A 12,360-nucleotide genomic window follows, 5' to 3' on the forward strand; every position below is an offset into this window, starting at 1 on the left:
TAGGTCGAATGAGGTAAGAGTGATAACCGAAGCGGGCCCCGGATTAGCAACAGCCCTTTCGAACGGGATCGTCGTACTGAAGTTAGTGACTGCATCGCGCTATCCGCTAACTGCGGCATCCATCGCAGAGACAACCGGGCTTTCAAGAGCAACGACTCACCGTCTACTCCACACCCTAGAACACCACGACTTACTGGCCACCACAGAAGATGGACGGTATCAATGCGGACCTGGGATTGCCCCTCTTGCGGCCTCAGTGCAGCGCAGCTTCCGTCAAATGGTCGCCCCCGCGCTCCGGTCCCTAGCCGACCGAACTGGAAAGACCTCGTTCGTAGCGGTTCAGGACGAGGACGAGTGCGTGACCCTACTCTCTGCCATTCCCACGGGTTTTCAGACCTCCATCGCGCAAGCACCGGGCACTCGCCACTCAATAACAGCTGGCGCGCCCGGAAAAGCAATCCTTTCCGTGATCCCCAAAGATGCCTGGCCAATTACCGACCCCAAATCGACGAAATACCAGGACTTAAGTGAAGAAATTACTGAGATTTGGAACCAGGGTTACGCGGTTAGTGAGGGAGAAGTGCTCCCGGGAGTCTCCTCGATAGCCGTTCCTCTTACGGTTCCCGGTGAGCGCCCGTGCGCACTGGCACTGCTCTGCACCGAGCAAAAGATTGACCGTCAGCAATTGGTGGCGGCTTTGAAGGAGACCGCGGCGAACATTGAGAACAGAGCTTAGCTCCCACTGGCAAGAAACTGCGTAACACCTCAGATCAAATTGCCGTACCATCTGCCACCAGTTCTCATGGACGAGACTATTTGAGGCAAGGAGCGCTCTACGCGGGCGCATTACCTGAGGTACGTCGATCTATTGCCATTGCCTAACAAATCATATACGATCTGTTTCAATATCCGCATCTTTGTGGATATTCTCGACGTCGGATCAATCAACTTAAAGAGGAGTTGAGATGCTGTTCCACCACCACGGATACGTTTCTAAAGACCCGCGGACTAAGCCAGTTTCGGAAAATCACCAGCGCACCGACGAAATCCCCAATGAGATCGACGTACTAATCGTCGGCGGAGGACCCGCCGGGATGATTCTAGCTGCGCAAATGTCTATGTTCCCCTCAATCAACACGCGCCTTGTCGAGCGGCGTCCCTCGCGGCTGGTTCTTGGCCACGCAGACGGTATTCAAGCTCGGTCCGTCGAGACCTTTCAAGCCTTCGATTTCGCCGAATCCATAGTTCAGGAGGCCTACCATCTGACCCAAATGAACATTTGGGGTCCGGATCCAGAAAAGCCCGAAGACATCATTCGCACCGGCATAACCCTTGACGACGAAACCGGCATTAGCGAGTTCCCACACCTGATCGTCAACCAGGCTCGCGTTCTCGACTACTTTGCTGACTTTGCGGCCAATTCTCCATCGCGCTTCCTTCCAGATTGGGGTTGGGACGTCACCGAGTTGGTTGTGGAAGACGAGGGTGACTACCCAGTTCGTGTGAAGCTCAAGGGCACCGCAGAATTCAACTTGGACGAAGAGAAGATAGTCCATTGCAAGTACGCCGTCGGAACCGATGGCGCGCGTTCGATAGTTCGAAAGAGCATCGGCCGCGAGCTGAAGGGCGCGCAGTCCAACCATGCCTGGGGAGTCATGGATATTCTCAGCAACACTGACTTTCCCGACATACGCACAAAATGTGCGATCCAGTCCCAGTCCGGCTCGATTCTTCTGATCCCACGCGAAGGTGGATATCTGGTCAGACTCTACGTTGATCTCGGCGATGTCCCAGAAGGCGACGGCGGAAAAGTTCGCGAGACGCCACTCGAAGAGATTGTTCGGCGGGCAAACGACATCCTGCACCCCTACAGCATTGATGTGAAGCATGTGGCATGGTGGTCGGTATACGAGGTCGGGCATCGGGTGACAGACAAGTTCGACAACGTGCCCGCCGACTCCAAGGAAATTCCCAGAGTCTTCATCGCCGGCGATGCCTGCCACACCCACAGTGCCAAGGCCGGCCAGGGGATGAACGTCTCCATGCAAGACACATTCAACCTCGGCTGGAAGCTAGCGTATGTTCTCACGGGTCTAGGTCAACCAACGCTCCTAAACAGCTACTCGGCCGAGCGTCAAGAGATCGCGCAGAACCTGATTGACTTTGATCGCGAATGGTCCTCAATGATGGCGAAGAAACCCGAGGACTTCGCAAACAAGGGCGAACTGGCAGAGTTCTACGTCTCCACTCAAGAGTTTCCAATGGGTTTCATGACACAGTACAAGCCCTCAACCCTAACTCGCGATGCCGATCAGAACCTCGCCCGTGGCTATCCGATAGGAAAGCGCTTCCGTTCCGCAGAAGCCATTCGCGTCTCGGACGCCAACAGGGTCCACCTTGGGCATCTACACAAGGCAGATGGTCGCTTCCGACTGTATGTATTTGCAGACAGGAACGGTCTCTCCCCCGATTCCCCGACATGTGAGTGGGCCGGGTGGTTCGGTTCTGATCCGAAGTCACCCCTGGTGAGGTACACCCGGGAAGGACACGACCAAAACTCCATCTTCGACGTAAAGGTCGTATACCAGGACAAATACACCGACATCAACGTGCATCATGTACCCGAGGTTTTCCGCCCTGAAGTCGGCCCCTACGGGGTGGAAGATCTAAACAATGTGTTTGGGACCGGTCTTGGTACCGATATTTTCAATGAAAGAGGTATCGACAGGGAAAATGGCGTGGTCATAGTAGTTAGGCCCGATCAGTACGTTTCAGCTGTCATGCCACTAAGCGCGACCGATGCTTTGGCAACGTTGTTTGATGGTTTTCTGCAACAAAGCAAATAATCCCGGCTCAAGACGTCCTCAGATATCTTGGACAGAATCCATGATGTCTGAGGGCGTTTTCCAGTCTGCTACATCCTCATCCTTTATCGCCTGGCCGGTGTGACGCTCAACCTCTGCTACGACCGCCCAAAGGCCCAAACCTTCAGCGCCGTACTCCCCCAGTTCGGTGTCAAGGCTTATGGCAGCCGGTTCCACGCTAGAGAGCTCAGCGAGGATCGACCGGACCACAGATTCAATGTTTGAAACAGTCTGGACAGCGGACTCACCGCCGCTAACAAAGGCAATCGGACCGTCAGAACCCATGTCCTCAGACGCTCCCTCTAAGCCCGATCGCTCTTCAGCACTGGTCTCTGCCGATTCTGTGGATACCTCTTTACTTCCGGATTCTGCCGAGTCGCCCAGCAGAGCTTTCAGATCATCGCCAAACAGATCACCGATACTCATTGATCAACCAACCCGGTGAAGCCAGCGGACCGGGGCCCCGGCGCCCGCATAGCGGAAAGGCTCCAGTTCCTCATCCCAGGCTTGTCCCAGAGCCAGGTCCAAAGCATCGAGCAACTCCTGGTGGCTCGACGCGGATTGCAGTGCTCCCCTGATTCGATCCTCTGGCACCACCATGTTGCCAACTGAGTCCATTTGAGAATGGAAAATGCCTAGCGAGGGCGTATGCGCCCAACGCCCACCATCAGTGCTAGCAGTAGGTTCCTCCGTCACTTCGTAGCGCAGATGTTCCCAGCCGCGGAGAGCCGAGGCGATACGCGCCCCGGTGCCAGTCGGCCCCGACCATGACAACTCGCTACGTAGCATTCCGGGCGCCGCATCTTGCGGGGTCCACTCCAAACGAATCTCTCGCCCGATCGCGTTACTCGCAGCCCACTCCACATGAGGGCAGAGCGCAGCGGGTACAGAGTGCACAAAAAGTACACCTCGGGTGTTGCTTCCTGACATGGCAACCTCCAGTTCAACCAGGATCGCTTCCCCGACGTCCCTGATATCGAACTCTGCCCTTACGGACTTATCGCCAAATCAACGAGGTGATAGTCCAAGTATGGCCCAAGTGATGAGGTTCTTACCAGTCTGCATTTCTGATGTCGCGCAGTGCCCTCTTTCGCGTGGACCTATCGAGGCGATCAATGTAGATCATTCCATCCAGATGATCAGTCTCATGCTGGAGGCAACGGGCCATCAGTTCCTCTCCCTCAACCACTATGGGCTTACCATCCAAGTCGATTCCCTCAACGCGGGCATACCAGGCACGCTCCGTCGGGTACCACAGTCCTGGCACGGAGAGGCACCCCTCTTCCCCATCCTGGTACTCCTCCATCGAGATCTCAGCGAGACGAGGGTTAATGACGTAGCCAATCTCCCCATCGATGTTGTAAGAGAATGCTCGCAAGCCGACACCGATCTGGTTTGCCGCCAGACCCGCACGACCATCCATATCAACGTTTTCTAGCAAGTCCTCAATCAGCGACTTCACTCTTTCGTCAATCTCTGTGATCGGTTCGCACGGAGTACGAAGAACCGGGTCGCCAATAATTCGGATCTCTCGGATAGCCATTACCGTGTCCCAGCTTTCTGTTCGTCGAGTAACGCGGTGTGCAGAGCAACTACGCTCTCGAACGCCTCTTCCACAGCGATTTCCTGACGATCACCCGTGGAACGGGAGCGAATCTCGACCTTGCCGTCCTTCAGACCTCGTCCAACGACCACGGTGATTGGGAACCCAATCAACTCAGAATCCGCAAATTTCACGCCTGCGCTAACCTGGCGACGATCATCAAGGACAACCGAGAGTCCTGCAGAATCTAGGTCCTCACCAATCTGACGTGCGGCCGTCTCAAGCTCCTCACCCTTGCCAGCGACAACCACATCAACGTCAAAAGGCGCAACCGCGGCGGGCCATTTCAAACCGTTCTCGTCATTGTTGGCCTGTGCGAGCGCTGCAAGAACCCGAGAAACACCAATTCCATAGGAACCCATGGTAACCACACGCGACTTGCCGTTCTCGTCGAGCACGGTCAGTCCCAGAGCTTCCGCGTACTTGCGACCCAGTTGGAAGATGTGGCCAATCTCGATGCCGCGGTGCAACTGGAGTCCGCCCGACCCGTCAGGAGCCGGATCGCCCTCGCGAATCTCAGCCGCTTCGATGGTACCGTCCGCCCTAAAGTCACGACCCATGACCATGCCATAAACGTGCCTGTCCACAGCGTTGGCACCGCTCACCCACACCGTTCCGTCGACGATACGAGGATCGACCAGGTAGCGAACTCCCTCGCCCTTATCATCCAGACCCAGTATCGCCGGACCAATGTACCCCTGAACCAGTCTCGGATACTTCTTGAAATCATCCTCGGTCGCAACTTCAATTTCCAAAGGAGATACAGAAGCTTCGAGACGCTTCATATCGACCTCGCGGTCACCCGGAACACCGACGACAAGGAGGTCACGCTTTCCAGAAGGATCCGTGGTTGCAAAGACAACGTTCTTCAAGGTATCGCCAGCTTCCCAAGGGCGATCCTCGCGTGGGTGTTCCGCATTCAGCAAATCAACCAGTGTCTGGATAGTACGCGTGTCCGGCGAGGGAAACTCGACCGGGTCCGGTAATCCATCAATTGGCTTCGCATCAGGCTGCGGAGTCACCACGGCCTCAGCGTTCGCGACATATCCACCGGGAGAGACGACATAGACGTCCTCACCCGCCTCACTCGGCGAGAGGAACTCTTCGGATCGAGAACCGCCCATAGCCCCGGCCACCGCCGAGCAGATTACGTAGTCCAGGCCGAGTCGCTTGAAGATCCGCTGATAGGCGTCGCGCTGAGCCTGGTACGACCCTCCCAGTTGCTCGTCGGTTAGGTCGAATGAGTAGGCGTCCTTCATCAGGAACTCTCGCCCTCGTAACAAACCGCCACGGGGACGTGCCTCGTCCCGATACTTAGTTTGGATTTGGTACAGGGTAAGAGGCAACTCTTTGTACGAAGAGACCATGTCCTTCACCAGCAGGGTGAACATTTCCTCGTGCGTTGGGGCCAGCAAGTAGTCATTCTTACGCCGGTCCTGGAGACGGAACAGGTTGTCGCCGTATTCTTCCCAACGCCCGGTCGCTTCGTACGGCTCCTTCGGTAACAGAGCAGGGAAAAGTACCTCCTGAGCGCCAGCGGCATCCATCTCTTCTCGGACAACGGTTTCGATTTTCCTTAGCGTCCGAAGGCCCAGCGGAAGCCAAGTATAGATTCCGGGAGCAACCCTCCTGGTGTAACCGGCGCGCACCAACAGCTTGTGGCTCGACAACTCAGCCTCGGCCGGGTCCTCACGCAGTGTCCGGACGAAAAGCTGGGACATGGTTGTAAGCAATTGTTTACTCACCCTTCGCTCTCGGCCCCGCGCAAGCGACGCGGTTGGCCCCTACCAGGCACACGCCTGAGTCTGTCTTAGATTATGAGGCAAATGCTGCCTTCCCGTCGTCAGCTACTCAGTGACGGGTGCAACATGCTTCCGTGAACCGCGAAGCCATTTCTTCACGAGCACCGCGCTGAGAATCATCGCAGAGTATGCGGCGGTCTTCCCCGCCGCTCCATTCGGCAGATAGCGCTCACGAATCTGAACCGTAACTGTGCCGTCCACGCTGGGGATCAGTCGGATCGCGAGTGATGCTCTCCAATACGCCTCATTGGGGTTCTCATCTACCGAACGCTCGTCTGTTTGAACGACCAGCAGCTCGTTTTCTGACTCGTAGACGGTCTGTAGCGGAACGTCCCACAGGTCGGCGTATGCCGTAGCCAAATCCTCAACCAGCGGCCAGACTTCGTCCGCAGTGGCAGCTAGCGTTCCCGCACGGTCGGCCTGCACCGGGGCAGTCGGGAGCACCATGTCGCCCGGCATCGAGACGAGAGACTGGGCCGCCGTCAGCCCGCTACGACGAGGGAATCCGCTTACCACCAAGGCCGTCGCTACAGCGCTGAGTCCGAGCGAGAGCAAAAACTTCCGTCCCGTTTTAGGCAATTACCTCGACCTCGCCTTCGCCTTCTTCCAGTCCCATCTCCTCGGCAAGTTGATTCGCGAACTGGATCAGAGTCTCAACGATTTGTTCTTCCGGGACAGTAGCGACGACGTCACCCTTTATGAAGATCTGTCCCTTGCCGTTTCCCGAAGCTACTCCAAGATCGGCCTCACGTGCCTCTCCCGGCCCGTTAACCACGCAACCCATTACCGCCACCCGCAGTGGAACGGTCAGGTCTTTTAGTCCCTCAGTTACCTCTTCAGCAAGGGTGTAGACATCCACCTGCGCCCTACCGCACGAAGGGCAGGAGACGATTTCAAGGGTGCGCTCACGCAATCCCATCGACTGAAGAATCTGCAGGCCGACTTTGACTTCTTCGACAGGAGGAGCCGAGAGCGAGACACGGATCGTGTCACCAATTCCTTCACGAAGCAGTGCTCCGAACGCGGTTGCCGACTTGATGGTGCCCTGGAATGCAGGACCCGCCTCCGTGACTCCCAGGTGTAGTGGCCAGTCTCCCGCTTCCGAGAGAATCTCATACGCGCGAATCATCGTCACTGGATCATGGTGCTTCACCGAGATTTTGAAGTCATGGAAGTCATGTTCCTCGAACAGCGAGGCTTCCCAGATTGCTGATTCGGCCAGCGCCTCCGGGGTGGCTCCGCCGTACTTGGCGTACATACGCCGATCAAGCGAACCGGCGTTAACCCCGATACGAAGTGAAGTCCCATGGTCCTTAGCAACCTTGGTGATCTCAGCAACCTGGTCGTCAAACTTACGAATGTTTCCCGGGTTCACGCGAACCGCGCCGCAACCAGCCTCAATCGCCTGAAAGACGTAGCGGGGTTGGAAGTGAATGTCCGCAATAACAGGAATCGTTGATTGACGAGCAATGATCGGCAGCGCCTCAGCGTCCTTGTCTGTTGGACAGGCAACGCGCACAATATCGCAACCCGCCGCCGTCAACTCGGCAATCTGCTGAAGCGTCGCACCAATGTCGTGGGTCTTTGTCGTTGTCATCGACTGGACACTGATTGGGCTTCCTCCACCGACGGGGACATCGCCCACGTGGATCAGCCGGGTCTTCCGTCGGTTGAAGGGGTCGTCCTTCACCGTTGGCATTCCTAGAGAGATAGCTTGACTCACGGTTCTATTATCCCCCTCCTCCTCCAGAGCAGGGCACGTCATTCGTCACCCTCAGAGGATGGTTACCGGATTCACGATGTCGGCGAGGACGAGAATTACGGTCATCGCCATCAGGGCGATGAACACGCCGTAGGTAAGCGGCATCAGACGTGCGGTGTCAGCCGGAGCTGGCTTCGGCTTCCCACGCAACTTCGCTACCACGTTCTTTGCTCCCCCGTAGAGGGCCCCGGCAACGTGTCCACCATCGAGAGGAGGTAGAGGAATGAGGTTGAAGACGAACAGCGCCATGTTCAACGAGGCAAGTAGAGAGAGCATCATAACTACTCTGTCCTCAAACGAGGGGGCAACAGTGACAGTCCCACTTGCCGTTGTCTGCTCCTGGCTCAGGGAATCGGGCGAGGTGATTTGGCCGGCGATCCGGGCGACTCCAACTATGGACACCACCCCGTTTGGGTCACGCTCTTCACCGGTGACGAAAGAACGCGCCATCTCATAGAGACTCACCGGAAGAGCGGCCACCGCCGCTACCGTGCCGGTGAACTGGGTCCAGACCACCCTGCCGACGTCTGAGAGGTCTCCTCGTTCCCGTTGTAGTTGACTGACGATTCCGATCGAGCGCTCGCCGTCATCATTGATATCTGGAACCACCGTCACCGCGTCTGTCTGTCCGTCGGAACGTTGTAGTTCTACAACCGCGCCGGATTCTGGCGTGTCCTGGATCAGGGATCGTAGCTGATCCCAAGACTCTACTTCACTCCCGCCCCAGCTAAGTACAGTATCGCCCGGCAGAATTCCGGCTACGGCCGCAGGGCTCGGCGTCTCATCGTTGACGATACTTTCAATCGTGGTCGAGGGAGCCTGCCAACCGAAACCAAGCAGAATAGTTGCCACAATAAGGAAGCAGAGCAACAAGTTCATCAGCGGCCCACCGGTCATGACCACTAGTTTCTGAGGAGTTGTCAGCTGGTAGAACGGTACTCCTGGCACGCCCGAGCGACGTGCCTCTTGGATATCGGCCTGTGATTGACGTCGTGCCTCCTCAGCCATTGTCGGCTGACCGTTCGCCTTCGTCATCCGCTGCCCCGACCTGGTTGGGGGGAACATTCCGATGATCCGCACATAACCACCGAGGAGGACTGCCTTTATGCCATACGTAGTCCCCTTGTACTTGGTCTTCCAAAGCTTGGGACCGAAACCAATCCAGTACTCGGGTACCGCAGCACCGAACTTCTTGGCTGGAATCAGGTGCCCAAGCTCATGAAGCGCCACCGAGATGAGCACTCCGAGGATCAGGACAACAAATCCGATCAACCACATTACTGAGAACTCTGTCCTTCAGAGATAAGCTGCTCGGTACGTTCGACAGCCCAGCGCTGCGCCTCCATGATGTCGTCAAGGGACGGGGCGGACACCCCATCATGTTCTTCAACAACCTGAGAAACGGTGTCCACAATGCAGAGCCAACTGAGCCCGCCTGCAAGGAAGCGATCAACACAAACCTCGTTCGAGGCATTCATTACCGCAGGATGGGTCTGTGACATCTCCAAGCAGGCTTGAGCCAGAGTCACCGCCGGGAAGGTCTGCTCGTTAACCGGCTCGAACGTCCACTCCGTAGGACTAATCCAGTTGAGTGGTGCTCCAACGCTCTCTAGGTGGTTAGGCCAATCCAGTCCTAGGGCAATGGGAACTCGCATATTCGGGTAGGCGGCCTGGGCAATGGTAGATCCGTCATTCCAAGTGACCATCGAGTGCACGATCGACTGTGGGTGCACGACCGGGGTGATGCGACTTGGCGGAACGTCAAAGAGGACCGACGCTTCAATAATCTCAAGCCCCTTGTTCATCAGAGTCGAGGAGTTAACGGTGACCACGGGCCCCATTGACCAAGTTGGATGGGCCAACGCCTGCTGCGCAGTCACGTCCCTGAGTTCACCCCTAGTCATTCCGCGGAAGGGCCCGCCGGAGGCAGTGAGAACCAGCGAATAGAGGTCAGATTCTCCGTCAAGATTCTTCGAGGTCAGTCCCCTGTTGTGGCGCCCCGCCATCAGCGCCTGGGCGATCGCGGAATGCTCTGAATCAACCGGGATAATCTGACCGGGTCTTTGCACCGCCTTCTTTACCACGGGTGCCCCGACAACCAGAGACTCTTTATTTGCGAGGGCCAACGTCGATCCGGCCTCAAGCGCGGCGAGCGTCGGGGCAAGTCCAACCCCACCGTTAATTCCGTTGAGAACCGTGGCGCCTCTGAAGGTGCCAGCCAGTTCGGAAACACTATCCGGACCGAAGCTGAGTTCGGCACCGACCAAATCGGCGCTGGATCTGAGTAGTTGGAGCGTTTCCCGGTCAGTGAACTCATCGTGGTTCTTGGCAACAGCGACCAACTCCGGAGAGAACTCTTTTATCTGCCTGTTCAAACGTTCAGGGTCAGATCCGGCCGCTGCAAGACCAACTACATTGAATTTTTGCGGGTGCTTACGAATGACCTCGAGTGCCTGGGTGCCGATAGAACCGGTTGACCCTAGAATGACGACACTAATGACCTGGTCATCACTAGATCGCATTAGGAGACCGCCAGCAGAACGTACATGGCACGCGCCAAGAACGCATCTACCTGTGCCTCTGCGTATGCCTTCTCACCCTTCGCCGCCTTGAACACAGCGAACCTTAAATCGGACTCCTTGATGCCGGAGTTCTTGTCAAAATAATCCGCGAGACGATCGAGTAGCTGGTCTACTTCCTGGGCATCATATCCTTTGCCCTCGGGATGACTAAAGCGGTCACCGTGCGGACGCAATAGACGGGGGTAGAGGACGGTGGCATCGTCCGCGATCTTTGCGTACCACGCTGCCTCGCCATTACGAGTGATGTAGTTGGCACGATCTCGCTGGATAAACGCAGACTCTAGCCTGCTGAGCGAGCGATCCACCGACTTCGTGTCATACCCGCCTCGAACCAGGGGGAATGCGGCTCGCCTAATCTCGTCGAAAGAAATCTGGTCAGCAGTAGCGCCACCCTCGTACGCTTCGCGCGCGTCACCAAAGAACTGGAACACCATTTCCTTGTCGTAACCGCGTGAGAGCTTGCCAGCGGATGGAAACAGCTCGCTCATTGGGTCTTCTCCTTTGCGGGCCCGCTGCCCACAGACGTTTTCGATGCGTTCTTTGAATTGTTACGCTTAGCCCACTGCGTGGCAAGTTGTCCGCAGGCACCATCGATGTCGGCTCCGCGGGTGTCACGAATGGTAGTTCGGATTCCGTTCTCACGAAGGATCCTCACAAACTCGTTCTGCGCATCAAGCGTTGAGGCCGTCCAAATGGTTCCCGGAGTCGGATTTAGTGGGATGGGATTCACGTGAGCCCAGCCTTTGCCTCGTTTATTGAGTTCGTCAGCGAGGAGTTGCGCACGCCAAGGCTGGTCATTCATGTCCATTATCAGCGCATACTCGATTGAGACACGACGCCCGGTCTTGACGAAATACTGTCGCGCGGCATCGAGCAACTCACCCACTTTCCAGCGTGAATTGATCGGAATAAGCTCATCGCGAAGGTCATCATCCGGGGCGTGCAATGAGATCGCCAGGGTGACCGGGAAACCCGAATCCGCCAACTTACCTATCCCGGGCACCAGGCCAACGGTAGAAACGGTGACATTCCTGGCGCTCATTCCAAAACCTTCCGGCGCCGGGTCAAGCAATCGGTGGAGTGTCTGCGTGAGGGCTTTCCAGTTCGCTAAGGGCTCCCCCATCCCCATGAACACCACGTTGGTGAGGTTCGTTGCACCGCCCGGTAATTCTCCGTTCTCACAGGTCAGCCGAGCATGGCGAACCTGTTCGACGATCTCGGCGGCCGAAAGGTTTCTGGTAAGCCCCATTTGCCCCGTCGCGCAGAAAGGACACGCCATGCCGCAACCGGCCTGCGAGGAAATACACAGAGTGGTCCGACCCGGGTATCGCATTAATACCGACTCGACATTAACGCCGTCATGAAGTTGCCAAAGATTCTTTACGGTAGTGCCCGCGTCAGCCGTCTGTTTACTTATCTCCTTTACTAGAGGGGGAAGCATTGTAGTTGCCGCCCCAGTCCTGTCCGCTGGGGCAAGGTCAGTCATCTCAAGCGGGTTGCCCTCGTTCCGACCGAAATAATGCCGGGAGATCTGATCAGCGCGAAAAGCGGGGATACCTATTTCCTTTGCCCACTTACGCCTATCCGCAGCGGGGAGGTCAGCCAGGTGGGTCGGAGCCTTCCCACGTCTCGGTGCCGCGAACTGCAGCACCGGTCGCGCATCAGGAGTCACGGCTCCCTCGGGCGGTTGGTCAGTAGGGCGCACCTCGCGCCGTTTCGGCCGAATGGCTGACTGCTGGGAGGTCAT

General features: G+C 56.8%; 12 protein-coding genes. 2 read left to right on the forward strand and 10 right to left on the reverse strand.

Going from position 1 to position 12,360, the window contains the following annotated elements; translation table 11 throughout:
• Positions 1 to 19 precede the first annotated feature (19 nt).
• Both U6G28_11070 and U6G28_11075 read left to right on the forward strand, forming a co-directional pair.
• Entirely contained in the window at positions 20 to 736 is a 717-nt protein-coding gene (locus U6G28_11070; GenBank protein WRS30031.1) for an IclR family transcriptional regulator, read from the forward strand.
• A 229-nt stretch (positions 737 to 965) separates the two neighbouring features.
• Positions 966 to 2,846, forward strand: coding sequence for an FAD-dependent monooxygenase (locus U6G28_11075; protein ID WRS30032.1), 1,881 nt, complete (start codon positions 966 to 968; stop codon positions 2,844 to 2,846).
• Between the two features lie 18 nt (positions 2,847 to 2,864).
• Here the strand turns inward: U6G28_11075 and U6G28_11080 are convergent, their stop codons facing one another.
• The 10 genes from U6G28_11080 to rlmN form a co-directional block, all read right to left on the reverse strand.
• Positions 2,865 to 3,290 (reverse strand): acyl carrier protein, encoded by a 426-nt coding sequence (locus tag U6G28_11080; GenBank protein ID WRS30033.1) that lies wholly within the window; start codon positions 3,288 to 3,290, stop codon positions 2,865 to 2,867.
• A gap of 3 nt (positions 3,291 to 3,293) precedes the next feature.
• A complete protein-coding gene (locus tag U6G28_11085; GenBank protein ID WRS30034.1) occupies positions 3,294 to 3,794 on the reverse strand; it encodes a DUF3145 domain-containing protein in 501 nt (166 codons plus the stop codon).
• Positions 3,795 to 3,915: 121 nt separating this feature from the next.
• Entirely contained in the window at positions 3,916 to 4,407 is a 492-nt protein-coding gene (gene def, locus U6G28_11090; GenBank protein ID WRS30035.1) for a peptide deformylase, read from the reverse strand.
• Positions 4,407 to 6,200: a proline--tRNA ligase gene (locus U6G28_11095; protein WRS31246.1), complete on the reverse strand. Its 1,794-nt coding sequence runs from the start codon at positions 6,198 to 6,200 to the stop codon at positions 4,407 to 4,409. The genes def and U6G28_11095 overlap by 1 nt, the downstream gene beginning before the upstream one ends.
• A 114-nt stretch (positions 6,201 to 6,314) precedes the next feature.
• Positions 6,315 to 6,848, reverse strand: coding sequence for a hypothetical protein (locus U6G28_11100; GenBank protein WRS30036.1), 534 nt, complete (start codon positions 6,846 to 6,848; stop codon positions 6,315 to 6,317).
• A complete protein-coding gene (gene ispG / locus U6G28_11105; GenBank protein ID WRS31247.1) occupies positions 6,841 to 7,968 on the reverse strand; it encodes a flavodoxin-dependent (E)-4-hydroxy-3-methylbut-2-enyl-diphosphate synthase in 1,128 nt (375 codons plus the stop codon). Before ispG ends, U6G28_11100 begins: the two co-directional genes overlap by 8 nt.
• A gap of 75 nt (positions 7,969 to 8,043) precedes the next feature.
• Positions 8,044 to 9,309, reverse strand: a complete 1,266-nt coding sequence (locus U6G28_11110; protein ID WRS30037.1) for a M50 family metallopeptidase — start codon at positions 9,307 to 9,309, stop codon at positions 8,044 to 8,046.
• A complete protein-coding gene (gene dxr, locus U6G28_11115; protein ID WRS30038.1) occupies positions 9,309 to 10,553 on the reverse strand; it encodes a 1-deoxy-D-xylulose-5-phosphate reductoisomerase in 1,245 nt (414 codons plus the stop codon). Before dxr ends, U6G28_11110 begins: the two co-directional genes overlap by 1 nt.
• Complete coding sequence (locus tag U6G28_11120; GenBank protein ID WRS30039.1) at positions 10,553 to 11,101, reverse strand: DivIVA domain-containing protein; 549 nt, start codon at positions 11,099 to 11,101, stop codon at positions 10,553 to 10,555. Before U6G28_11120 ends, dxr begins: the two co-directional genes overlap by 1 nt.
• Positions 11,098 to 12,360, reverse strand: coding sequence for a 23S rRNA (adenine(2503)-C(2))-methyltransferase RlmN (gene rlmN, locus U6G28_11125; protein ID WRS30040.1), 1,263 nt, complete (start codon positions 12,358 to 12,360; stop codon positions 11,098 to 11,100). The genes U6G28_11120 and rlmN overlap by 4 nt, the downstream gene beginning before the upstream one ends.

The sequence above is a fragment of the Actinomycetaceae bacterium MB13-C1-2 genome, from assembly GCA_035621235.1.
Classification (GTDB): domain Bacteria; phylum Actinomycetota; class Actinomycetes; order Actinomycetales; family Actinomycetaceae; genus Scrofimicrobium.